At 68.9% G+C, this 22,497-nt stretch carries 19 protein-coding genes; 9 read left to right on the top strand and 10 right to left on the bottom strand.

Annotated features, from left to right (window positions below):
* Positions 1 to 376: 376 nt before the first annotated feature.
* Entirely contained in the window at positions 377 to 952 is a 576-nt protein-coding gene (locus L0966_RS06255; RefSeq protein WP_234051006.1) for a TetR/AcrR family transcriptional regulator, read from the top strand.
* Between the two features lie 120 nt (positions 953 to 1,072).
* Here the strand turns inward: L0966_RS06255 and L0966_RS06250 are convergent, their stop codons facing one another.
* The 3 genes from L0966_RS06250 to L0966_RS06240 form a co-directional block, all read right to left on the bottom strand.
* Positions 1,073 to 1,774, bottom strand: a complete 702-nt coding sequence (locus tag L0966_RS06250) for a hypothetical protein (RefSeq protein ID WP_234051005.1) — start codon at positions 1,772 to 1,774, stop codon at positions 1,073 to 1,075.
* Positions 1,774 to 2,610: a DUF2092 domain-containing protein gene (locus L0966_RS06245; protein WP_234051004.1), complete on the bottom strand. Its 837-nt coding sequence runs from the start codon at positions 2,608 to 2,610 to the stop codon at positions 1,774 to 1,776. Before L0966_RS06245 ends, L0966_RS06250 begins: the two co-directional genes overlap by 1 nt.
* 352 nt (positions 2,611 to 2,962) lie before the next feature.
* Positions 2,963 to 4,480: an aldehyde dehydrogenase family protein gene (locus tag L0966_RS06240; protein WP_234051003.1), complete on the bottom strand. Its 1,518-nt coding sequence runs from the start codon at positions 4,478 to 4,480 to the stop codon at positions 2,963 to 2,965.
* A gap of 296 nt (positions 4,481 to 4,776) precedes the next feature.
* On the opposite strand from L0966_RS06240, the gene L0966_RS06235 reads away from it, so the two are divergent.
* The 6 genes from L0966_RS06235 to L0966_RS06210 all read left to right on the top strand — a co-directional run bounded on the left by L0966_RS06235 (position 4,777) and on the right by L0966_RS06210 (position 10,869).
* Entirely contained in the window at positions 4,777 to 4,980 is a 204-nt protein-coding gene (locus L0966_RS06235; protein ID WP_234051002.1) for a DUF2934 domain-containing protein, read from the top strand.
* Positions 4,981 to 5,727: 747 nt separating this feature from the next.
* Entirely contained in the window at positions 5,728 to 6,672 is a 945-nt protein-coding gene (locus L0966_RS06230; protein WP_234051001.1) for a siderophore ABC transporter substrate-binding protein, read from the top strand.
* 65 nt (positions 6,673 to 6,737) lie between these two features.
* Positions 6,738 to 7,673 carry an ABC transporter permease gene (locus L0966_RS06225; RefSeq protein WP_234051298.1) on the top strand — a complete coding sequence of 312 codons (936 nt, stop codon included), beginning with the start codon at positions 6,738 to 6,740 and terminating at the stop codon, positions 7,671 to 7,673.
* Between the two features lie 61 nt (positions 7,674 to 7,734).
* On the top strand, positions 7,735 to 8,631 hold the full coding sequence (locus tag L0966_RS06220) for an iron chelate uptake ABC transporter family permease subunit (protein WP_234051297.1): 897 nt from the start codon (positions 7,735 to 7,737) through the stop codon (positions 8,629 to 8,631).
* Positions 8,628 to 9,386 (top strand): ATP-binding cassette domain-containing protein, encoded by a 759-nt coding sequence (locus L0966_RS06215; protein WP_234051000.1) that lies wholly within the window; start codon positions 8,628 to 8,630, stop codon positions 9,384 to 9,386. Before L0966_RS06220 ends, L0966_RS06215 begins: the two co-directional genes overlap by 4 nt.
* A 367-nt stretch (positions 9,387 to 9,753) precedes the next feature.
* A complete protein-coding gene (locus tag L0966_RS06210) occupies positions 9,754 to 10,869 on the top strand; it encodes an NAD(P)/FAD-dependent oxidoreductase (RefSeq protein ID WP_234050999.1) in 1,116 nt (371 codons plus the stop codon).
* Between the two features lie 126 nt (positions 10,870 to 10,995).
* Here the strand turns inward: L0966_RS06210 and L0966_RS06205 are convergent, their stop codons facing one another.
* The 6 genes from L0966_RS06205 to L0966_RS06180 form a co-directional block, all read right to left on the bottom strand.
* On the bottom strand, positions 10,996 to 11,649 hold the full coding sequence (locus L0966_RS06205) for an FABP family protein (RefSeq protein WP_234050998.1): 654 nt from the start codon (positions 11,647 to 11,649) through the stop codon (positions 10,996 to 10,998).
* 241 nt (positions 11,650 to 11,890) lie between these two features.
* Positions 11,891 to 13,063, bottom strand: a complete 1,173-nt coding sequence (locus tag L0966_RS06200; protein WP_234050997.1) for a CaiB/BaiF CoA-transferase family protein — start codon at positions 13,061 to 13,063, stop codon at positions 11,891 to 11,893.
* 268 nt (positions 13,064 to 13,331) lie between these two features.
* Positions 13,332 to 14,459 (bottom strand): acyl-CoA dehydrogenase family protein, encoded by a 1,128-nt coding sequence (locus tag L0966_RS06195; protein ID WP_234050996.1) that lies wholly within the window; start codon positions 14,457 to 14,459, stop codon positions 13,332 to 13,334.
* 472 nt (positions 14,460 to 14,931) lie between these two features.
* Positions 14,932 to 16,122, bottom strand: coding sequence for an acetyl-CoA C-acyltransferase (locus tag L0966_RS06190; RefSeq protein ID WP_234050995.1), 1,191 nt, complete (start codon positions 16,120 to 16,122; stop codon positions 14,932 to 14,934).
* A 20-nt stretch (positions 16,123 to 16,142) separates the two neighbouring features.
* Entirely contained in the window at positions 16,143 to 16,910 is a 768-nt protein-coding gene (locus L0966_RS06185; RefSeq protein ID WP_234050994.1) for a 3-hydroxyacyl-CoA dehydrogenase, read from the bottom strand.
* Between the two features lie 35 nt (positions 16,911 to 16,945).
* Complete coding sequence (locus L0966_RS06180; protein WP_234050993.1) at positions 16,946 to 18,616, bottom strand: acyl-CoA synthetase; 1,671 nt, start codon at positions 18,614 to 18,616, stop codon at positions 16,946 to 16,948.
* A 165-nt stretch (positions 18,617 to 18,781) separates the two neighbouring features.
* Here L0966_RS06180 and L0966_RS06175 point away from each other — a divergent pair, with 165 nt between their 5' ends.
* Both L0966_RS06175 and L0966_RS06170 read left to right on the top strand, forming a co-directional pair.
* Entirely contained in the window at positions 18,782 to 19,777 is a 996-nt protein-coding gene (locus tag L0966_RS06175; RefSeq protein WP_234050992.1) for an AraC family transcriptional regulator, read from the top strand.
* 219 nt (positions 19,778 to 19,996) lie between these two features.
* Positions 19,997 to 20,572: a hypothetical protein gene (locus L0966_RS06170; RefSeq protein ID WP_234050991.1), complete on the top strand. Its 576-nt coding sequence runs from the start codon at positions 19,997 to 19,999 to the stop codon at positions 20,570 to 20,572.
* A gap of 272 nt (positions 20,573 to 20,844) precedes the next feature.
* On the opposite strand, the gene L0966_RS06165 is transcribed toward L0966_RS06170, so the two are convergent.
* Positions 20,845 to 22,266, bottom strand: a complete 1,422-nt coding sequence (locus tag L0966_RS06165; protein WP_234050990.1) for a glutamate synthase subunit beta — start codon at positions 22,264 to 22,266, stop codon at positions 20,845 to 20,847.
* Positions 22,267 to 22,497: the final 231 nt, after the last annotated feature.

Below are 22,497 nucleotides of genomic sequence, written 5' to 3'. Positions count from 1 at the left end.
CTGCGCCCTGCGAACGTTAAGAGCGGGGTAGCCCGAGGCTGCCGATGGCCGCGCGGCAGGAACAAGACGCGCATCGAGGCGTGCCGGGGAGGATGGGTTGAGCGAGAAGGAGCTAAAGCCGGCGCGGGTCCGGCGCGGCAAGGCGTCGAGCCTCGCGCCCCCGGTGGAGATGGCTGGCAATGTCGGAACCAGGCCTCCTGCCCCGAGCCGCAAGGCGCGGGCGACGAAAGCGGGCGGCGAACGGGCGGCGTCGCCGTCTGGTCCTCCCGCTGTCGCGGGTGCGCCCAAGGTTGCCAGCACGCCGAAGGTTGCCAGCGCGCCCCGCGGGGCAGCTGCCTCGAAGGCCACGGCGCCGCGGCCGCTGGGGCGTCCGCCCTTGCTCGATGATCCGCGCGCGGAAATCCTGCAGCAGGCGGCGCGGCTGTTTGCCGAGAAAGGCTTTTCCTCCGGCTCCCTGGCGGAGCTTGCCCGCGCCATGAATTATTCCAAAGGCGCCATCTACAATTACTTCTCCTCCAAGCAGGAGATTTATGACGCCATCATCATTTTCACTCTGACCGGCCTGTATGAGGCCTCGGCCATCGCGGTGAACCGGCAGGATCCGCCGGTGGACCAATTGCGCCAATACATGGTGGCGCATGCCCGCTTCCTGGCGGACAATTATGATTGCTTCGTCACCATGCTGGTGGGCTTCTCCGGCATGGCGAACAGTGAGCTGAAGGATGATGCGCTGGCCCTGCGCGACGCCCATGAGGGGCTGCTGCGCGAGATCATCGCCGATGGCGTGGCGGACGGTTCGTTCCGCGCCGTGGGCGAGGCGATGAGCGGCCGTGCCGTGCTGTCGCTGCTGAGCTGGATGGTGCGCTGGTTCCGCCCGGGCCGGGGCAAGTCGGCCGAGGAAGTGGCACTGGAATATCACGATCTTCTGGTGCGCGGCCTGCTGCCGGGCTAAGGCGCGCCATCGTGCCGGGCGCCCGCTGATGCGCTGGCCGGCAAGGCTAGCGGCGCCAGGGAAGGCCGGCGGCAGCTGGGAAGGGGCAGGCGGCGCCTGGAAGCGCCGCCAGCTTTGCTGTCAGTTGGGGTTCGGAACCACCTCATACACGACGCTGCCGCCCTGGAACTGCGGCAGGTACCAGTTCGGCCCGCAGCTCTGATAGGCGATGCCGTTGACGATCACCTGCGAGCAGGTGGACGGCAGCGAATAGACGTAGGAGCCGATGGCCGCGGCCGTGATGGCCGCGCCCACCGCAGCGCCAGCGGCCGCCGCGCCCCAATTGTTCGGATAATAGGGGCCGGGCCAATAGCCGGGATGATAGGGCGGATAAGGCCCGGGCCCCGGAGGCGGCGGAGGAGGCATGGGATGGGGCCCCGGCCCGGGAGGCGGCGGCAAGGGGTGCGGCCCCGGCGGCAGCGGGTGAGGACCAGGCCCAGGCGGGAGCGGGTGCGGCCCCGGAGGCAGTGGCCCCGGTCCCGGCGGAGGCGGCACCGGATGGGGACCGGGCATGGGATGGGGTCCGGGCGGCGGCACGAAGGCGTGGCCGGGCGGGATCGGCCGGTTGAAGGCGGGATTCGCGTTGAAGCTGGGCGCGGCATTGAAGTGGGGCGCGCCCATGGAGATGCCGCCGTGGCCGAAGCCTCCGCCGCCGCCATGGAAGCCGGCGGCCAAAGCGGTGGACGCCGGCTGCGAAACGAGGGCGGCCAAAGCGAGGGCGGCGCCGGCGCGCCGCAGCGCGCGGGTGCGAAGCGCGCGTGGCTTCGACATCGCAGGTTTCATCACTTGCCTCCCTTGGGCGCGTCGGCGGGGGCGGCGCCGGCTGGCGTGTCGCCATTCGCCTTACCGAACGGAATGCGGGCCATGCCGTCGGCCGGGGCGAAGGTGAAGATGCTGTCCGGAATGGTGGCGGCCGGCACCCAGGCCAGGGTAGCGGAGAAACGCGGGCTGCCGGCGACGCGACGATCCACCAGGGCGATTTTCAGCGGCAGCGGCACATCACCCTGCTGAACCCAGATTTCCAGGTCCATGTCCTTGCCGATGAGGGCGTAATGCTCGGTGGCGGTGCCGTCGATCTTGGCGGTGCCCACGTAGAAGCCGCGATCAAACTCTTTGAGCGGGGTCTGCGGCGTGCCCCACGCGAACAGGTCGGCGAGCGGCACCTCGATGTTCAAGGTGTCGGCGGCGGCGGCGAGCGTCTCGCCGATGCTGCCCTTGCCCGCGGTCTGGGCGAAGTAGCCGTGGAGCGGGGCGACGACGGTGAAGGTCTTGCCGTCGAAGAAATATTGGCGGGAGACGGTGTCCGTCTCGCTGTCGATGCGCACCCGGTCGGGCCGCTTCACCCAGTAATGGACGAGGCCGCCGATCTCCACCTGGTGTCCGTCCTTCAGCGCCACCTCGATGGTGGTCCGGGCGGTCAGCTCGAAGCTGTTCAGGCCGGCGAGATACTTGCCCATGGCGGAGAGGGCGGCGGTGGCTGCGGGGTCGATGGTGGTCGCGGCGCGATCTTCCATCTGCTCGGGCGGCGCCGCGAGGGCAAGCGGAACGCCGGTGCCCGTGACCAGCCCCGCGACGGCAAGCGCCGCCATGGATCTGATCAGGCCTTTGGGATGCAGCATGAGCATGCCTTTCCTGCTGGGGTGGGATGCCGGAAGGGCGCCAATGCCCCCGTGATCCGGCGTGTTGTGACAAGGTCGCGGTGGCGGCGGGCGATGCGCGGTTCGTTCGATCAGCATGGCTCGCCCCCTCGAACATCGGGCAAAAAGGCGCGGCGGCCCCGGGGGGCCGGTGCGCCTCGCGCGCGGGCGCCGATTCGCCCTTGCATCGACTTGCCCTAACGCTAGAGCAAATCAGCCCCATAGCGAAAGCGGCCGGGGCTGCGACCTGCGGTGGAAGCCGGCACTGGCCAGGCCGCGGGCCGTTGGCCTGGCGGCGCCGGGCGTGCGGCGCCAGGCCGCATTCGGGCACCGATTAGCCGATGTCGAAGGCGACCCCCTGAGCCAGCGGCAGCGTGTGGCCGTAATTGATGGTGTTGGTGGCGCGGCGCATATAGGCCTTCCAGGCGTCGGAGCCCGCCTCGCGCCCGCCGCCAGTGTCCTTCTCGCCGCCGAAGGCCCCGCCGATCTCGGCGCCCGAGGGGCCGATATTCACATTGGCAATGCCGCAATCGGAGCCCGACGCTGAAAGGAAGCGCTCCGCCTCCCGCAGGTCGGTGGTGAAGATGGACGAGGCAAGGCCGGCCCCCACCGCATTGTTCAGGGCGATGGCGGCGTCAAGGTCGCGATAGCGCAGCACATAGAGGACGGGGGCGAAGGTTTCGGCGGCCACCGTGTCGGTCTGCTCCGGCATCTCCACCAAAGCGGGGCGCGCGTAGAAGGCGCCGGGCAGGGCCTCGCCACCCACCCGCTCGCCCCCCGCGACGATGCGGCCGCCCGACGCCTGCGCGGCCTCCAGGGCCACCTGCATGGCCTCGAACGCGGCCTCGTCGATGAGCGGGCCGACGAGGGTGCCCGCCGCCAGGGGATCGCCCACGTTCACCGATGCATAGGCGCGGCCGAGGCGCTCCAGCAGGGTGTCGTGAATGTCCTCGTGCACGATGAGGCGGCGCAGGGTCGTGCAGCGCTGGCCGGCCGTGCCCATGGCGGCGAAGGCCACGGCCCGCACCGTCAGCTCGATATCCGCGGAGGGGCAGACGATGGCGGCATTGTTGCCGCCAAGCTCCAGGATGGCCCGCGCGAAACGCTGGGCGAGCCGCGGCGCCACCGCCCGGCCCATGGCCGTGGAGCCGGTGGCGGAGACCAGCGGTACGCGCGGATCGTCCACCAGCGCCTCGCCCACCTCGGGCCCGCCGATGAGCACGCTCAGCAGCCCTTCCGGCGCACCGCCGAAGCGGGCGGTGGCGCGGGCGAACACGGCTTCCACCGCCAGGGCGGTCAGGGGGGTCTTCTCCGAGGGCTTCCACACCACCGGGTCGCCGCACACCAGCGCCAGGGCCGCATTCCATGCCCACACGGCCACCGGGAAATTGAAGGCGGAGATGACTCCCACCGGCCCCAGCGGATGCCAGGTCTCCATCATGCGGTGGTCGGCGCGCTCGCTGGCGATGGTGAGGCCGTGGAGCTGGCGCGAAAGGCCGGTGGCGAAATCGCAGATGTCGATCATCTCCTGGACTTCGCCGGCCCCCTCCGAGGGGATCTTGCCCGCTTCCAGGGTGACGAGGCGGGCCAGGTCGCCCTTGGCGGCGCGCAGCTCCTCGCCGAACAGGCGCACCAGCTCGCCCCGGCGCGGCGGCGGAAGAGCGCGCCAGGCGCGAAAGGCCACGCCTGCCTGCGCCAGGGCGGCTTCGACCTGGTCCGGCCCGGCCTCGGGAACATGGGAGAGGATCTCGCCGGTCAGCGGGGTGCGCGCGGCGCGCGGGCCGGCGAGGCGGGTGGCCGGAACGCCGAGGCGCGCGAGGATCTCCCGCGCCGCATCGGGAAACGTGTTCATGGGAGGAAGGTTCGCCGCCGTCACCGCCCGTCTCCTCGTGTCCTTGGTGGGGCGGCGCGTGGTCCGCCCGTCCGCTCGCGGATCCCTCCCATAACGCCGGAGCGGCGCCGAGGGAATGGCGCTCGCGCATGGGGAGGGAACCAGCCGGCCGCCGCGTCGTTTCCAAAGAGGCGAGGGTGCTCCGGTCCGGGCCCCCGGGGACGAGGCCAAGGGGGCCTGAGGCAGGAGAGCCTGATGCAACAGAGGCTGAGGTCAAGGGAGCCCGGATGCGCCCGAGCAGCCATAGGGAGGACGACATGAGCGATGCCGCGAATACCACCGGAACCACTTCCCCGGCCGCATCGGAGAGCGGGCGGGCTGCGCTTTCGGAATTCGAGCGGGACCAGATCCGTCGGCGCGCGCGCGCCATCTGGCGCGAGGAAGGATGTCCCGCCGGACGGGATCGCGAGCACTGGGCCCTGGCCGAACTGCAGGTGCTGAAAAACGGCTTGCGGCCCTGACGCCTCCGCGCCACTCCGTCACCGGATGGGAGGAGTGACAGGGCAGGGGGCAGCTACCCGCTGGCGTGGCCTGGGCGCATTTTCCCGCTTCTTGGGGCCGGGAAAATGGGCAGTGGAAATGCGTCCGCTCCTCGCATGAACGTGTGCGAGGAGCGAGAGCGTGTGTGTGCGGCACGGGAAAGCGACGGGGGCGCCTGATCGCCCCTCGCTCATCCCCCGCAGGGGTCTCGCGACGTGCGAGGGAACCCGAGGGCGGCGCGGTTCCCCGTTCGCCGGCCTCCGCATTGTGCGGCTTGAATGCCGTGCCTCATCCGCGCGGCCGTTGCCGGATCCTTCGTTTCCTGATCCGTCATTCCAGGCGGTTCACTCCAGGCGCTTCCAGGCTTGTATTCGACCCATCGCGCGCATGAGCGAGTGGCTTGACGCCCATGGGCATGTATAAGATGAGTGAGGGAAGCATCGGCGGAGAAACAACATTTCGGTGGCGCGCCGAGAGTCTGCAATTTTCTCGATAAGATCGAGGTTCGGCTCTTGTTTTTATTTATTCTAATTTCAATCAATAGCCGCTTCCAGAGCTTCCACTCTCATTTTTCGTTGCGGCATGTGTGCCCCGTGGCCCGCTGGCCGGGTGCCGTGACGGCGGCTGGACGGTGGAGCCCGGCGCTCGCGCTTGCGCGCCGGTCCTTGGGCCTTCTCATGCGACCGAGGCTCTTCCGCCCGGCCGCCTGTCTCCTGGCCCCGGTCCTTTTGGCCCCCCTCCTTTGGGCCATCGTCCTTCTGGCAGCGCTCGCGGCGTTGCCGGCGGCGGCGAACCCGGTGGTGGTAAAGCATGCACGCGGAGAGACGGTGCTGGCCCAGCGCCCCACCCGCGTGGTGGTGTTCGACGCGCCCTCCCTCGACACGCTGGACGCCATGGGCGTGGCGGTGGTGGGCGTGCCAGATGCGGTTCTGCCCGGGCCGCTGAAGGCCTATGGCGACGGCCGCCATGTGAAAGTCGGCACCCTGTTCGAGCCCGATTATGAGGCGGTTGCGGCGCTGGCGCCGGATCTCATCATCGTCGGCGGCCGCTCGGCGCCGAAATATGCGGAGCTGGCGGCCCTTGCCCCCACCATCGACCTCACTGTCGATCCGCGGAATTTCATCGCCGGGGCGCGGGCCAATGTGGAGACGCTGGGCCGCGTGTTCGGCAAGCAGGGCGAGGCCGCCGCGCTCAATGGCAGGATCGAGGCGGCCCTCGCGCGGGTGAAGACGGTGGCGCCGCAGGCGGGCCGCGTGCTCATGATCATGGTCAATGGCGGCAAGCTCTCGGCCTATGGCGCCGGCTCCCGCTTCGGCTGGCTCTATGGCGATCTCGGCCTGACGCCGGTGGCCACCGGCCAGGCGGGGGACACCCACGGCGACGTCATTTCCTTCGAATACATCCTGAAGACCAATCCGGACTGGCTGCTGGTGCTGGACCGCGACGCGGCCGTGGGCCGTGCCTCCGGGGCGGCCCAGGTGGTGCTCGACAACGACATCATCGCCGCAACCGCCGCCGCCAAGGCCGACCGTATCGTCTATCTCGACGCGCCTCGCTGGTATCTGACGGCGGGCGGCGGCCGGGCCGTGGCGGAGACGCTGGAATCCCTCGCTTCGGCGCTCGATGGCACCCGCGCGGATGGGGCGCCGCCGGAAGCTGGCGTGGCCCGATGAGCGCCGTTCAGGCGGGGGCGGCCGGCCGGTGGCCGGTGGCTCCGGGGGCGTTCGCGGCCGCGTTCATGCTGCTCATGGTGCTGGCGGCGGCGAGCCTTTTCATCGGCGTTGGCGACATGAGCCTTTCCGCCCTGTGGTCGGGCGGGGAGAGCCAGGCGCTGCTGGTGCTGTTGGCGAGCCGGGTGCCGCGCACTCTGGCCCTGATCTTCGCCGGCCTCTCCATGGGGGTGGCTGCGGTGATTATGCAGATGCTGTTCCGCAACCGCTTCGTGGAGCCCACCACCGCCGGCACCGCCGAGGCGGCGCGCCTGGGCCTGGTGGTGGTGATGGTGGCGGCGCCTGATCTTCCGATGCTGGCCAAGATGCTGGTGGCGGGCCTGTTCGCCCTCGCCGGCACCTTCCTGTTCCTGCGCATCGTCGATCGGCTGAGCCTCAAGACCACGCTCATCGTCCCGCTGGTGGGGCTGATCCTGGGCGGAGTGATCGATTCCGTCTCCACCTTCCTGGCCTATCGCTTCGATCTGCTGCAGGCGCTCGCCGCCTGGACCACGGGGGATTTTTCCGGCGTGCTGCGGGGGCGCTATGAGCTCTTGTGGATCAGCGTGCCCCTTGCCGTGCTCGCTTATGTGGCGGCGGACCGGTTCACGGTGGCGGGGCTGGGCGATGCCTTCGCCACCAATCTGGGGTTGGATTATCGCAAGGTAGTGGCGCTCGGCCTCGTCATCGTCTCGCTGGTGACGGCTGCCTGCGTGGTCACGGCGGGCACGGTGCCCTTTCTGGGCCTCATCGTCGCGAACGTGGTGGCGCTGGTGATGGGCGACAATCTGCGCCGCACCTTGCCCTGGGTGGCGCTGTGCGGCGCCGCCTTCCTTTTGGCCTGCGACATCATCGGCCGGCTCATCCGCTTTCCCTATGAGATCCCGGTGGGAACCGTGGCCGGTGTCGTGGGCAGCGCGGTGTTTCTCTATCTCCTGCTCGGGCGGCGCTATCGCCTTGGCTAGCCTCTTCTCCCAAAGGCCGGCGCGGACGCTGCTGCTGCTCGCCGCCCTCGCCTTGCTCGCCATGGCGGCCTTCCTCACCGTGGGGGCGCGGGGCAATTGGAGCTTCGTGCTCACCTTTCGCGGCACCAAGCTCGCCGGGCTGATGGCGGTGGCGACGGCCGTGGCGGTCTCCACCGTGGTGTTTCAGACGCTCACGCAGAACCGCATCCTCACCCCGGCGGTGATGGGCTTCGATGCGCTGTTCGTGGTGTTCAAGACCCTTGCCGTGTTCGCCTTCGGCGCCCAGGCGGTGCTGATGCTGGATCCGCGCCTGCGCTTTCTGGGCGAGGCCTTGGTAATGGTGGCGGCGGCGCTCCTGCTGTTCCGCCTGCTGTTCGCCGACGGGCGCAACAGCCTGCATCTGCTGCTGCTCACGGGCGTGGTGTTTGGCGTGCTGTGCCGCAGCCTCGCGGCCCTGCTCCAGCGGGTGCTGGATCCCAATGCCTTCGCCGTGCTCCAGGGGCTGCTGTTCGCCCAGTTCAATGCGGTGGACACCACGCTGTTGCCCCTCGCCGGGGTGGTGATCGTGCTGGGCAGCGCGCTCGCCCTTTGGCTGGCGCCGGTGCTGGACGTGCTGTCCCTGGGCCGCGAGGCGGCCATCAATCTGGGGGTGGATTATCGCCGGGTGGTGGCGCTGCTGATGGCGCTGGTGGCGGTGTTGGTTTCCGTGTCCACGGCGCTGGTGGGGCCGGTGCTGTTCTTCGGCCTGCTGGTGGCGAACCTTGCTTATCACCTCACGGGCACGGATCGTCACCGCTACACCCTGCCGGCGGCGGTGCTGGTGGCCGTCATCTGCCTAGTGGGCGGACAGATGGTGCTGGAGCGGCTGTTGAACCTGGGCACCACCCTGAGCGTGGTCATCGAGTTCGTGGGCGGGCTCGTCTTCATCCTGCTGCTGTTGCGGAGGGACCGGTCGTGATTGAAATCCGCAATCTCGCCAAGGCCTATGGCGCTGCCCGGGTGCTGGATGGCGTGTCCTTCGACCTGCCGCCCGGCGGGCTCACCGCGCTCATCGGGCCGAACGGGGCGGGCAAGTCCACGCTCCTGTCCATCGTCGCGCGGCTGATGCCGGCGAGCGGCGGCCATGTCACCCTTGACGGTCAGGATGTCACCGCCGTGCCGGGTCCCGTGCTGGCGCGGCGGCTCGCCATCCTGCGGCAGGCCAATGCGGTGACGCCGCGCCTCACGGTGGCGGAACTGGTGGCGTTCGGCCGCTTCCCCTATTCGCGCGGACGCCTGACGGGCGAGGACCGAGACATGGTCGCGCGCGCCATCGGCTATGTGGACCTCGATGCGCTGAAGGACCGTTTCTTGGATGAGCTGTCCGGCGGCCAGCGCCAGCGCGCCTTCATCGCCATGGTGCTGGCGCAGGACCCGGACTATCTGCTGCTCGACGAGCCCCTGAACAATCTCGACATGAAGCATGCCGCCGCCACCATGCGCCTGCTGCGCCGGGCGGCGGACGAGCTGGGCAAGACGGTGGTGGTGGTGCTCCACGACATCAATTTCGCTTCCTGCCATGCCGACCGCGTGGTGGCCATGCGCGACGGCCGCCTTGCGTTCCAGGGCCCGCCCGCCGAGCTGATGCGCTCTGATGTGCTGCGCGCCATCTACGACATGGACATCACGGTGATGGACGTGGCGGGCGACAAAGTGGGCCTGTTCTATCGCTGACGGGAGGGCCACCGACTGGCGGCCGACCCGACCGCTCAGCGCCCGGCCGCTTCTCCCTCTCCCGCCTGCGGGGGAGGGGACCAGCGGGCTGGGCACGAACACGGAGCAGCAAGGCGAACGGGGGGCTGCGAAGGGCGATGGCGCGTTCAATGCCTGTCGTCTGCATCGCCGGAACACGCCGGCCCCTCCCTCTCCGGCAAGCGGGAGCGGGAATGCGCCATTCGTGAACTGCCCGCGTCGAATGACGATCGGGTTCTGCGTCTCGCGGGAGCGCGCTGTGACCCGAAAACGGGCCACCCGCTCGGCTTGAAAGCACACCTCCGCGCATTATGGTGCGTTTCGCCGCAGGCAGAGAACGGGAGCGGGCATGGATCGGGTGGATTGCATCGTCGTGGGCGCGGGCGTGGTGGGGCTCGCGGTGGCGCGGGCGCTGGCGCAGGCAGGGCACGACGTGATCGTGCTGGAAGCGGAAGGCGCCATCGGCACCGTCACCAGCGCCCGCAATTCCGAGGTCATCCATGCCGGTATCTATTACGCCCCCGGCAGTCTCAAGGCGCGCTTGTGCGTGGCCGGGCGCCGCGCGCTCTATGGCTATTGCGCCGACCATGGGGTGGGGGTGTCGCGCATCGGCAAGCTCATCGTCGCCGGCAGTGCGGACGAGGTGGGCTATCTGGAGAAATTGAAGGCCACCGGCGAGGCCAACGGGGTGGAAGAGCTGCGCCTGCTCGATGCCGCCGAGGTGAAGGCCCTGGAGCCGGCCTTGTCCGTGCACGCGGCTCTGTTCTCGCCCGTCACCGGTATCGTGGATTCCCATGGCCTGATGCTGGCGCTGCAAGGGGACCTGGAGGCAGCGGGCGGCATGGTGGCGCTCGCCGCGCCCTTCGTGCGGGCTGAGGTGGGCAATGACGGTTTCGTGGTGGAGGCGGGCGGCGAAGCCCCGCTGACCCTCGGCTGCCGGGTCCTGGTGAATTGCGCGGGGCTCGACGCCACCACTGTGGCCGGGCGCATTGAGGGGCTGGAGGCACGCTTCGTGCCCCGGCCGAAATATGCCAAGGGCAATTACTTCACCTGCGCCCGCAAGGTGCCGTTTCGCCACCTCATCTATCCGGTGCCGGAACCGGGCGGCCTTGGCACCCACCTCACCCTCGATCTGGGCGGGCAGGGGCGGTTCGGGCCCGATGTGGAATGGGTGGAGACGCGCGATTACGCGGTGGACCCGGCGCGCCGCGCACCCTTCCTCGCCTCCATCCGCCGCTATTGGCCGGACGTGACGGAGGACGACCTCATTCCCGGCTATTCCGGCATCCGCCCCAAGCTGGACTGGCCGGACGGCGCGACGCCGGATTTCGTGTTGCAGGGCGAGCAGGTCCACGGCGTGCCGGGGCTGGTGAACCTGTTCGGCATCGAGTCCCCCGGCCTCACCAGCGCCCTGGCGCTGGGCGACGAGGTGGAAAAGATGCTGGCCGGCACCGCGCCCCGCTGAAGTCGCTTCAGGTGGACGGGCTCCCGCCGTGGGAGCCCGATCCTTCACACCATCGGCCCCGGTCTTTGACCGCCGCCGCACGGGTGTGACCCGAGGCCCATGAGCAGCGCTCACGGGCAGTGGGGATCAGCCCTCGGCGCCTTCCATGGGGGTGGCCGCCATGGGGTTGGGCCGCGGCCGCAGGATGCGGCGCAGGGTGTTGGTGTCGGTATGGTTGAAGGCCGGCTCCTGGCCCCGGATCGCCAGATCGACGCGGGTCACATAGGTCCAGCTGCCATCGTCGTTGAAGGTAATGTCGATGCGATAGAAGTCGGTGCGGAAGGCGTCTTCGAGAAAGGTGGTGGAGCTGATGCCAAAGCGGGTGTCACCCCGCCGCGCTTCCACCGAAATGGTCTTGTCGGCCGCCCCGGCCGTGCCGCCGGCAAGCACCACCTGGCCGCGCGGGATGGCGATGGTCTGCATGATGAGGCCGGTGGCCGGCTCCCACAGCCAATAGCCGATCTGGTCGTGGAACGTGCCGGATTCCCCCGGCGCGGTGATGTGGACGTGATAGCGCAGGCCATAGAGCAACTGGGGGCCGTTGGTCTGCGGGTCGATGGGCTCCATCTTTACGACTTCGCTGAAGGCGCGGCGCTCCGGGCCATCGGCCTTGGGGTTCACGTCCATCCCCGTGTCCGACTGCCACACGCCGGCAAGACGGCGCAGGGGGCCGAGATTGGCAAGTGTATCCGGCGAAAAATCCTCGGGCTCAGTATAGATGTCTTCGATGATGTTCGACATGGAGCAACATCCTTAAGTGAAATGACCCCGCCGGGATAACCGAACGTCTGCACGGTCTCGGCTTTCCTGCAACGCTTCAGCTTGTTTAAGCCGAGCAGGGGCGGGGCCACAAGGATGTGCGCGGTGATATGGGACCTTTCAGCGCTCGGGAAATAGTCGATACACGTTTTAAGTGTGTGATGGGCGCGGTGCCGGTCCGTGCCGACGGGCCGGCCGCGCTTTCGTTCCGCTCAGTGCGCTCTCAGCGCAGGGCCGGTGGCCAATCGAGGCCGGTGCGCTGGGCTTTCTGCGGTGGGTCGATGGCGGCATCCATCTGCGCTTCGGAAAGGCCGAGCGCGCCCAGCACCGCGCGGCTCTGGTCGGACTGGTCGAGGGGGCGGGCGATGGCGGGGGTGCGGGAGAGGCGCGGCACCGCCGGCACCTCATGGGGGCCGGAGGTCGGATGGCGTGCGGCGATGTGGGGCTCGTCCCACACTTCGTGGGGTTCCAGAACCGGCGCCACACAGGCATCGGTGCCCGCGAACAGGGCCGCCCATTCATCGCGCGGGCGGGTGAGGAAGGTCTCGGTCAACGTGCGCTCGATGGTGGGCCAGTTGGCCGCCGCCATGTGGTCCGGCACCGCGCCGAGATCGAGGACGCGCCAGAGATTTTCAAAGAAGCCGCGTTCCAGCGCGCCTACCGCCAGATAGCGCCCGTCGGCGCAGGCATAGGTGCGGTAGAAAGGCTTATCGCCCGCCAGCAGCCCTTCGCCCCGCGCCGGCCAATGGGGCGTGTGCCACAAGGGCAGGTGCATGGCCATGAGCGAAAGCGAGCCGTCCACCATGGCCGCGTCGATCTCTTGGCCCCGGCCTGAGCCGCGCGCCTCGATCACCGCCGCCAGGATGCCGAGCGCTGCCACGAGGCTTCCGCCCGCGAAATCGGCCACCAGATTGAGCGGCGGCACCGGCGGCGCACCTTTGGGCCCAAGGCCGCCCAGCACGCCGGATAGCGCAAGATAAGTGAGATCGTGCCCTGCCTCCTGGGCGCGCGGGCCGTCCTGGCCGAAGCCGGTGAGAGAGCAATAGACCAGCTTCGGATTGAGCGCGGACAGCTCCTCATAGCCCGCGCCCAGGCGGGCGGCGACGCCGGGGCGGAAGCCTTCCACCAGCACGTCGGCGGTCTTCACCAGGGCATGCAGCGCGTCGCGGCCCGCCGGGGCTTTCAGATCCAGAGAAATGAAGCGCTTCCCGCGTGACAGTTCGGGAATGGCGACGCCCGCGCGCCCGCCGCCCACCACGATGACTTCGGCGCCGAGATCGGCCAGCAGCATGGTGCAATAGGGCCCCGGCGCGAGGCGCGAGAGATCGACGACGCGCAGGCCGGCGAGGGGGCCTTTTGGGCTGGTGTGCGATGCTGGGCTGGCGGCTTCGGTCATCTGGCGTTTCCTCGGGCGGGCCTTGGCGGCCGCTGTGTTGATTTGGAGGTCGAAGGGCGGCTCAGGCCGCGCATTTTCTGCCGTGCGCTTGAGGCCGAGAGCGCTTGAGACCGCATGCTTGGGGCGGCGCACTCTGCCTCTCCCGCTTGCGAGGGAGGGGGGCGCGCGGCGGAGAGGTGGCCGGCGCGGGAGGGGGGAAGAATTGAGCCTCTCCCCCTCCCATCCTCCCCCGCAGGCGGGAGAGGGCATTTATGGCGGGAGCCGCGCCTCAGAGGCTGCGGGCGATGACGATGCGCTGCACGTCGCTGGTGCCCTCATAGATCTGGCACACGCGCACATCCCGATAGATCCGCTCCACCGGGAAGTCCGCCAGATAGCCATAGCCGCCATGGATCTGGATGGCGGCCGAGCACACCTGCTCCGCCGTTTCCGAGGCGAAAAGCTTGGCCATGGATGCTTCCGTGAGACAGGGCCGGCCCGCCTCGCGCAGGGCCGCGGCGTGGAGCACCATCTGGTGCGCCACTTCGATGCGCGTCGCCATGTCGGCGAGGCGGAAGGCGATGGCTTGATGTTCGAAGATGGGCTTGCCGAAGGTGACGCGCTCCTTGGCATAGGCGCGGGCGGCCTCGAACGCAGCGCGGGCCATGCCCACCGACTGGGCTGCGATGCCGATGCGCCCGCCCTCCAGGTTCGCGAGCGCGATTTTCAGCCCCTCGCCCTCAGCGCCCAGGCGCAGCTCGGCGGGAATGCGCATGTCGTTGAAGGCGAGGGCGCAGGTGTCGGAGGCATGCTGGCCCAGCTTGTCCTCCACCCGTACCACCTCATAGCCGGGGGTGTCGGTGGGCACGATGAAGGCGGAAATGCCCTTCTTGCCTGCATCCGGATCGGTGACGGCGAACACGATCACCACATCCCCGCTCTTGCCGGAGGTGATGAACTGCTTGGCGCCGTTGAGCACATAAGAGTCGCCCTCGCGCCGGGCGCGGGTGCGGATGGCGGCGGCGTCCGAGCCGGTATGCGGCTCGGTGAGGGCGAAGCCGCCGATCCATTCGCCGCTCGCGAGCTTAGGCAGAAAGCGCTGCTTCTGCTCCTGCGATCCGAATTTCACGATGGGCCCGCAGCCCACGGAGGAATGCACGGAGACGATGGTGGAGCAGGCGCCGTCCGCCGCCGCGATCTCCTCCAGTGCCAGCGCATAGGAGACGAGATCGGTGGCCGAGCCCCCGTGCTCCTCCGGCACCAGCATGCCGAGGAAGCCGAGCGTCCCCATCTCGGTGAGCTCGGCGCGGGGAAAGGCATGCGCGCGATCACGCGCGGCGGCGGTGGGGGCGAGCCGCTCCTGCGCGAAGGCGCGGACGGCATCGCGAATATCAGTCTGGGTCTCGGTGAGGATCATGAGTGGGGTCCTCGGGCCTGTGGGGTTCGGTTGTCGCAGGTGTTGGCGTCGTTGGTCGGCGGCCTGGGCGGCCGGTGACCTCGGCGGTTGGGCACCTTGGCGGTTGGGTACCTGGGCGGTTGGGCACCTGGGCGGTCGGTCGCCAGGGCGGTTGGTCGTTTGCGGCGATCTGCGGTTTGGGCGCGAGCGCGGGGCGCGGCTCCTCTCCCTCTCCCTCTCCCTTTTGCGGGCGAGGCGGCGGAAGGCGGATGCGGGGGAGCAGCCTTCAGAGGGTGTCCCCGGCGGCTGCGCCCCGTTCCCCCGCTGACCCTCCCCCGCGAGCGGGAGGGGGCTTGCAGGCCCGTGGCCGGCGGGGCACATGGCCGCGTGCCTGCCGCATGGGCGCGCGTCCATTGCCTGAACCCGCGACAGGTCCGGCGGAGGATCACGCGGTGAGGTGGCGCCGCAGGTCTTCCCGCCGCGCTCGTGCCCCTCAGTTCAGCCGCTCGATGGCCACGGCGGTGGCCTCGCCGCCGCCGATGCACAGGGACGCGACACCGCGCTTGAGGCCGTATTTCTGCAGCGCCGCCAGAAGCGTCACCATCACCCGCGCGCCCGAGGCGCCGATGGGGTGGCCGAGTGCGCAGGCCCCGCCATGCACGTTCACCTTCTCCTCGGGCAAAGCGAGGTCCTTGATGGCCACCATGGGCACCACCGCGAACGCCTCGTTGATCTCGAACAGGTCCACATCCTTGAGCGCCCAGCCGGTCTTCTGCGCCAGCTTCTCCATGGCGCCCACCGGGGCGGTCGTGAACAGGTTCGGCGCCTGGGCATTGGTGGCGTGGCCGACAATGGCCGCGAGCGGCGTGAGCCCGCGCCGTTCCGCTTCCGACCGGCGCATGAGCACCAGCGCCGCCGCCCCGTCCGAGATGGAGGAGGAATTGGCCGCGGTCACGGTGCCCCCCTCGCGGAATGCGGCCTTCAGGGTGGGGATCTTGTCCAGCTTGGCCTTGGGCGGCTGCTCGTCGGTTTCCACCACGCGCTCGGCCTTGCCGGCCTTCACCGTCACCGGCGTGATCTCGGCGGCGAAGGAGCCGTCGGCCATGGCCTTCTGCGCCTTGGTGAGGGAGGCGATGGCAAAGGCGTCCTGCGCCTCGCGGGTGAACTGGTAGGCTTCCGCGCAATCCTCCGCGAAAGTGCCCATCAGGCGGCCCTTGTCATAGGCGTCCTCCAGGCCGTCCAGGAACATGTGGTCCAGCACCCGGCCGTGGCCCATGCGATAGCCGGCGCGGGCGCGGTCGAGCAGATAGGGGGCGTTGGTCATGCTCTCCATGCCGCCGGCCACCACCACGTCGGCGGAGCCGGCGGTGAGGAGATCGTGGGCGAACATGGCGGCCTTCATGCCCGAGCCGCACATCTTGTTGACGGTGGTGGCGCCGGCCGAGAGCGGCAGCCCGGCGCCGAGCCCGGCCTGGCGTGCGGGCGCCTGGCCCTGGCCGGCGGGCAGCACGCAGCCGAAGACGACCTCTTCCACCTGGTCGGCGGCCAGCCCCGCGCGCGCCAGCGCCGCACGGATGGCGGCGGCGCCGAGGGCGGAGGCGGTGACATCCTTGAAGTCACCCTGGAAGCCGCCCATGGGGGTGCGGGCGGCGCCGACGATGACGATGGGATCCGAAGCGGTCATGTGTTTCCTCCCTTTTATGTTCAGCGCGGCGGCATGCGCAGCGCGCCGTCGAGGCGGATGACCTCGCCGTTCAGCATGATGTTCTCGACGATATGCTTCACCAGCGCCGCATATTCCGGCGGGCGGCCGAGCCGGGAGGGGAAGGGCACGCTCTTGCCCAGGGCGTCCTGCACCTCCTGCGGCATGCCGGCCATCATGGGCGTCTCGAAAATGCCGGGGGCGATGGTGACCACCCGCACGCCGAACCGCGCCAGCTCCCGCGCCGCCGGCAGGGTGAGCGCGGCCACCCCGCCCTTGGAGGCGGCATAGGCGCACTGGCCGATCTGACCGTCATAGGCGGCGATGGAGGCGGTGTTGATGATGACGCCGCGCTCGCCATCCACTCCCGGCTCTTCCTTCGTGATGGCATCAGCCGCGAGGCGCAGCATGTTGAAGGTGCCGATGAGATTGATGGAGACCGCGCGGGCGAAGCTCTCCAGCCGGTGCGGGCCCTCGCGCCCCGCCACCTTCTCGCCCGGCGCCACGCCGGCGCAGTTGACGAGGCCGTGCACGGCGCCGAACGCCGACCTGGCCAGGGCCACGGCGGCGAGACCGTCCGCCTCGCTGGTCACGTCCGCCTTGAGGAAGCGGAAGCCATCGCCCAGCTCAGTGGCGACGCTGTCGCCCGCCGCGGCATTGATGTCGAGCCCCACCACCTTGGCGCCCTCGCCCACCAGCAGGCGGGAGACGGCGGCGCCAAGGCCGGAGCCTGCGCCAGTGACGAGAAACACGCGGTCCTTGATCTGCATGGACTTTCCCCCGATTTGTCGTTGGCGCTGCCCGCTCAGGCGGCGCTGTCCTTGATCTTGTTGGCTTCCTGGTTGCGCAGCATGAAGCGCTGAAGCTTGCCGCTGGGCGTCTTGGGCAGTTCGGTCCGGAACTCGATCTCGCGCGGATAGGCGTGAGCCGAGAGCCGGTGCTTCACATATTGCCGCAACTCCTCGGCCAGGGCGTCGGTGGGCTCCACCCCCTCGCGCAGGATCACGAAGGCCTTCACCAGCTCGGTGCGCTCCGGATCGGGCTTGCCGATGACCGCCGCCTCGATCACCGCGGGATGCTCGATGAGCGCGCTTTCCACGTCAAACGGCCCGATGCGGTAGCCGGACGAGGTGATGACGTCATCCGCCCGGCCGACGAAGCTGATGCGGCCATCGGGCTCCAGCTCCACCGTGTCGCCGGTGCGGTAATAGCCGCCGGCCATGGCGGGGGTTTCCTGCCGCCAGTAGCCGGTGAACCACAGCAGCGGGGAATGGGCCATGTCCACCGCCAGCACGCCGGGCACGTTGGGCGGCAGCTCCTCGCCCTTTTCATTCAGCACCGCCATGCGGTAGCCGGGCATGGCGAAGCCGGCGGAGCCGGGATGCACCTCGTGCTTCAGGCGGTGGTGGTTATTCACCACCATGCCCAGCTCAGTCTGGCCGTAATGGTCGTGGATGGGGGCATCGAGATGCTCCGCGAACCAGCGGATAACTTCCGGGTTCAGCGGCTCGCCGGCGCTGGAAACCACGCGCAGCTGGCCTTTCACCTTCTCCGCCATCTGCGGTCCGGCGGCGATCAGCAGCCGGTAGGCGGTGGGCGCGCCGGCCAGGTTGGTGATGCCGTGGCGCCGGATGACATCGTAGGTGCCGGCGGCGGTGAAGGGGCCGTCATAGAAGGTGGTGGCGTGGCCTAGCAGCAGCGGGCCCGTCACGGCATAATAGAGGCCATAGGCCCAGCCGGGGTCGGCGATGTTCCAGAACTTGTCCTCGGGGCGCAGGTCCACCGCATCGCGCATGTAGATGGTGAAGGCCATCAGCGCCTTCAGCGGCACCGGAACGCCCTTGGGCAGGCCGGTGGTGCCGGAGGTGGACATCATCAGGAACAGGTCCGAGCCCTTGCGCAGCACCGGCGCGAAATCGGGGCTCTGGCGGGCCAGCTCGGCATGGAAGTCGAGATCGTCCACCCGCGGCGCCGGTTCGCCGGGCCGGGTGACGAGGGCGGCTTTCGGCGCTTTCTCGATCTCGTCCAGCTTGGGGCGGTTGTGGCTGTCCGTGACCACAAGCTTCGCGCTCGAGGTCTTCAGCCGGTGCTCAATGGCCTTGGGGCCGAAGGCGGTGAACAAGGGCTGGTAGACCGCCCCGGCCCGCCAGGTGCCGAGAATTGTGATGAGCAATTCCGGCGTGCGCGGCAACAGGCCCGCCACCACGTCTCCGGGCTTGATGCCCTGGGCGGTGAGCAGATTGGCGAAGCGGGCCGACAGCTCCTTCATCTGGGCAAAGGTGTAGCTGGCGCGGCGGCCGTCGGCGCTCTCCCAGTCGAGGGCGGTGCCGCCCGATGCCACATGGCGGTCGCAGCATTCGATGCAGGCGTTGAGGCCCTGCTCCAGATCGCCGTCGAGCAGCGCCGCGACGTCCGCGAGCTGAAAGCCGCGAACCGCTTCTGCATGGGTGGGCGCGGGTGTGGGGGCGTCGGCCATGGTGCTCCTCCATCGGTCCCCGGCTTCGCGGTGGGCGGGGACGCATTCTCGATTGCCTCGATCTAGCGATGGATGGAGGTGGCATACGATGACCAAATGGGACTAATTTTGTGATCGATTTTACAATATTCGCCGGCAAAGGCGGACAGAAGCGGGGGAGGGGCGATGGAACGGCGCATGATCTCGCCCGGCTTTGTGGACGATGCGCTGCAATGCCTGCGCCGTCGCGGCATCGATGAGGCCGTGCTGCTGGCCCGGGCCGGGCTACCCGCTAAGGTGAGCGAGCCGGTGTCGGCCGAGCGTTATGGGGCGCTGTGGCTCGCCATCGCGGAGGCGATCGACGACGAGTTCTTCGGCGAGGGCGCGCGGCCCATGCGCTCGGGCAGCTTCACGCTGCTCTGCCACGCCATCCTGTCCGCCGCGACCCTGGAACAGGCGCTGAAGCGCGCGCTGCGCTTTCTGCGGCTCGTCATGGATGATCCCTACGGGGAATTGGTGGTGGCCGAAGGGCTGGCCCAGATCGTTCTGAAGGACGCGGGCGCGCCCCGGTCTGCCTTCGCCTACCGCACCTATTGGATCGTGGTGCACGGCATTACGTGCTGGCTCGTGGGCCGGCGCATTCCGCTGCGGCGGGTGGACTTCCGATGCGGTCCGCCAGCCCATGGGGCGGATTACCGCCTGTTCTTCGGTGCGCCGGTGCGGTTCGGCCAGGAGCAAAGCCGGCTTGTCTTCGACGCGGACTTCCTGAAGCTTCCGGCTATCCGCGACGAGCGGGCCCTGCGCGAGTTCCTGCGCCGGGCGCCGGCCAACATCCTGGTGCGCTACCGGCACGATGCGGGCCTCCTCGCCAAGGTCCGCGCGCGGCTGCGCGCGACGCCACCGGTGAGCTGGCCGGGCTTTGTGGAGCTCGCGGCCCAGTTGCGCATACCGGAGCCCACCTTGCGGCGCCGCCTGCGCCTGGAGGGCCAGACCTATCGCGACATCAAGGATGAGCTGCGCCGGGCCTTGGCCATGGAGGCCCTTGCCGCAGGGGGGCGGGATGTGGGGGAGATCGCGGCGGAGCTGGGCTTCTCCGAGCCCAGCGCCTTCCACCGCGCCTTCCGCAAATGGACCGGCAAGAGCCCGGGCGCCTGGCGGCGGGAGGCCATGGGGGAGGGGTGAGGCTTGCGGGCCGGTGGTGGAGCAGGCCGTTCGAGGCAAGTTGGGCTGGCAGCGCTTGGCGGCTGGGCCGACGCCGCGACCAATGGGTGCTTGGCCCTCGTTGCGGAACGACGAGCTTTGCATGGTATTCTGAAAGGCGCTGGCCCAGGCCGGTGCCGAGCCAGCGGACAAGGCCTGCGGGCCTCAATGGCGGCCGTGGGACAATGGCGAGGTCTTGCGATGAGCAGGAAGACGAAATCCGGCGCAGCCATGTTCGACATCCGCACCGCCCGTGATTTTCTCGACAAGCTGGAGGCGGATTTCGCGGACTATCAGAAAGAGCCCGCCTCGGCGCGGCTTGCGCTCAATTGCGCAATCACCGCGTTTCACCTGCATGAATGGGTGTGGGGCGATTGGCTGAAGAAAGGCCATGCGACCTGCAAGGCGCTTAAAATTAAGGAGAAGAAGGACTTCCTTAGGTGGATTGACACAGCCTGTGTGTGGTTTCCAACCATTCAGGAGCTTACCAACGGCGCAAAGCATTTTGGTCATCCAAAGAGCTTCGACAGCCATCGCGCATCCAGTGCACCGTTCCTCTTTGACAACGCGGAGGCTGCTCTCGATGAGGGGAATTCGGATGACCCGAGGCCATTTGTGACGGGTGAGGAATATCTGCTGATCGACTTCGGGCCCGACGCGGCGGAGTATCGCTGGCAGCCAGCGTCGAGGTTGTTCAATGCGGTGGTGCGATTTTGGCGACAGTTCTTCGCGCAATATGCGCCGCCGGAACAGAGGCAAGACCTCGGCGATTGGTGACTGTCGCTGTGACGACACCCGTGCCGCCCGTTCCCATCTCCCATGCCGCCCAGCTGTTGCGGTCGGTGTCCGACGTGGCTTGGCGGGGAGGGAGCTGAGCGGCAGGCGGCCCCGGTTCAACCGTCAGTCGCTGCCCTCATGGCCGCGGTTCCCAAGCAATGGTTGGGTCGCAGGGGCAGGGCCTATCCCACCCCGGTCACATCTGCGAAAGCGGCTTGCTCACTGTCGTCGGCCAAAAATGGCGCCCGGAGGGGTCCGGGCGCCGACGCGCGTCAGCGCGGGAGGGTGCTCGCGCCCATAAGCGCCTTGTCGATGGCGTGGGCGGCCTGGCGGCCTTCGCGGATGGCCCACACCACCAGGGACTGGCCGCGCCGCATGTCACCCGCCGCATAGAGCTTCGGCACCGAGGTGGCATAGTCCTCGTCATTGGCGCTGACGTTGCCGCGCTTGTCGAGGGAGACGCCGCTTTCAGCCAGCATGCCCTCGTGCAGGGGATGGGCGAAGCCGATGGCCAGGAACACGAGGTCCGCGCGCAGCACGAACTCGGTGCCCGAAATGGGCTGGCGCTTGGCATCCACGCGGGCGCACTTCACGCCCGTGACGCGACCGTTGCGACCCTCGATGCCCAAGGTGGCGCAGGCGAACTCGCGCTCGGCGCCCTCGGCCTGGGAAGAGGAGGTGCGGAACTTGGTGGGCCAATAAGGCCACACCGCCAGCTTGTCCTCCTTCATGGGCGGCACCGGGCGGATGTCGAGCTGGGTGACGGACAGGGCGCCCTGGCGGAAGGCCGTGCCGACGCAGTCGGACGCGGTGTCGCCGCCGCCCACCACCACCACATGCTTGCCGGCGGCGAGAATGGGCAGCTCGGTGATCTGCTCGTCGCCCTCGCGGCGGTTGGACTGCACCAGATAGGGCATGGCGAAATGCACGCCCTCAAACTCCTGGCCCGTGAGCTGCGGATCACGCGGGGCCTCGGAGCCGCCGGCCAGCAGCACCGCGTCATGGCGGTCCAGCAGCTCTTGGAGGGAGGTGGTCACGCCCACATTGACACCGTAATGGAAGGTGACGCCCTCGGCCTCCATCTGCGCCACGCGGCGGTCGATGTGCTTCTTTTCCATCTTGAAGTCGGGGATGCCGTAGCGCAGCAGGCCGCCGGCCTTGGGCTCGCGCTCATAGACATGCACGTCATGGCCGGCGCGGGCGAGCTGCTGGGCGGCGGCAAGGCCGGCTGGCCCGGAGCCGATGACGGCGACGGTCTTGCCGGTCTTCACGGCCGCCGGCTCGGGCTTGATCCAGCCCTTCTTCCAGCCCATGTCGGCGATGGACTGCTCCACCGTCTTGATGGTGACGGGCATGTCCTCGAGGTTCAGGGTGCAGGCTTCCTCGCACGGGGCGGGGCAGACGCGGCCGGTGAACTCGGGGAAATTGTTGGTGGAGTGCAGGTTGCGGACGGCTTCTTCCCACTCGCCGCGATAGACGAGGTCGTTCCAGTCCGGGATCTGGTTGTGGATGGGGCAGCCGGTGGGGCCGTGGCAGAAGGGCACGCCGCAATCCATGCAGCGCGAGGCCTGGTTCACCACCTCGGATTCAGGCAGCGGCAGGGTGAACTCGCGGAAATGGCGAATGCGGTCGGAGGCGGGCTGATACTTCTGCTCGCGCCGATCAATCTCCAGGAAACCGGTGACCTTGCCCATTGGAACCTCGTTGCGGGAGCCGCCGCGCGCGCCGCGTCTGCGCACCGTGCTCCATTACAAGAATTAGAACAGCTTGAGGAGGCGGAAACCGCGCGCAGAACCTGTTCGCGCGCGCCGGCGGTTGCCGTTCAGCCAACTCCTCCGCGCTTGGGATGAGGGAGGCCGGAAAGGCGGCCTCCGCCGTGTCGCGATGTCGGCGGAAGGAGAGGCGCGACCGTCAGGGCAGCGCTC

Origin of the sequence: Xanthobacter sp. NM-59 (assembly GCF_021401125.1) — a bacterium.
In the GTDB taxonomy this organism is placed as follows: Bacteria; Pseudomonadota; Alphaproteobacteria; order Rhizobiales; family Xanthobacteraceae; genus Xanthobacter.
Note: the sequence above shows the minus strand (reverse complement) of the source record. Positions and strands in the feature narration are given on the sequence as shown.

Bases quoted from the DNA above. Each gene is read 5' to 3' on its own strand.
- L0966_RS06165 (WP_234050990.1), bottom strand. From the start codon at position 22,266: ATGGGCAAGGTCACCGGTTTCCTGGAGATTGATCGGCGCGAGCAGAAG.
- L0966_RS06240 (WP_234051003.1), bottom strand. From the start codon at position 4,480: ATGAACACGTTTCCCGATGCGGCGCGGGAGATCCTCGCGCGCCTCGGC.
- L0966_RS06200 (WP_234050997.1), bottom strand. From the start codon at position 13,063: ATGACCGAAGCCGCCAGCCCAGCATCGCACACCAGCCCAAAAGGCCCC.
- L0966_RS06235 (WP_234051002.1), top strand. From the start codon at position 4,777: ATGAGCGATGCCGCGAATACCACCGGAACCACTTCCCCGGCCGCATCG.
- L0966_RS06175 (WP_234050992.1), top strand. From the start codon at position 18,782: ATGGAACGGCGCATGATCTCGCCCGGCTTTGTGGACGATGCGCTGCAA.
- L0966_RS06250 (WP_234051005.1), bottom strand. From the start codon at position 1,774: ATGAAACCTGCGATGTCGAAGCCACGCGCGCTTCGCACCCGCGCGCTG.
- L0966_RS06170 (WP_234050991.1), top strand. From the start codon at position 19,997: ATGAGCAGGAAGACGAAATCCGGCGCAGCCATGTTCGACATCCGCACC.
- L0966_RS06190 (WP_234050995.1), bottom strand. From the start codon at position 16,122: ATGACCGCTTCGGATCCCATCGTCATCGTCGGCGCCGCCCGCACCCCC.
- L0966_RS06245 (WP_234051004.1), bottom strand. From the start codon at position 2,610: ATGCTGCATCCCAAAGGCCTGATCAGATCCATGGCGGCGCTTGCCGTC.
- L0966_RS06195 (WP_234050996.1), bottom strand. From the start codon at position 14,459: ATGATCCTCACCGAGACCCAGACTGATATTCGCGATGCCGTCCGCGCC.
- L0966_RS06210 (WP_234050999.1), top strand. From the start codon at position 9,754: ATGGATCGGGTGGATTGCATCGTCGTGGGCGCGGGCGTGGTGGGGCTC.
- L0966_RS06225 (WP_234051298.1), top strand. From the start codon at position 6,738: ATGCTGCTCATGGTGCTGGCGGCGGCGAGCCTTTTCATCGGCGTTGGC.
- L0966_RS06205 (WP_234050998.1), bottom strand. From the start codon at position 11,649: ATGTCGAACATCATCGAAGACATCTATACTGAGCCCGAGGATTTTTCG.
- L0966_RS06220 (WP_234051297.1), top strand. From the start codon at position 7,735: ATGGCGGCCTTCCTCACCGTGGGGGCGCGGGGCAATTGGAGCTTCGTG.
- L0966_RS06185 (WP_234050994.1), bottom strand. From the start codon at position 16,910: ATGCAGATCAAGGACCGCGTGTTTCTCGTCACTGGCGCAGGCTCCGGC.
- L0966_RS06180 (WP_234050993.1), bottom strand. From the start codon at position 18,616: ATGGCCGACGCCCCCACACCCGCGCCCACCCATGCAGAAGCGGTTCGC.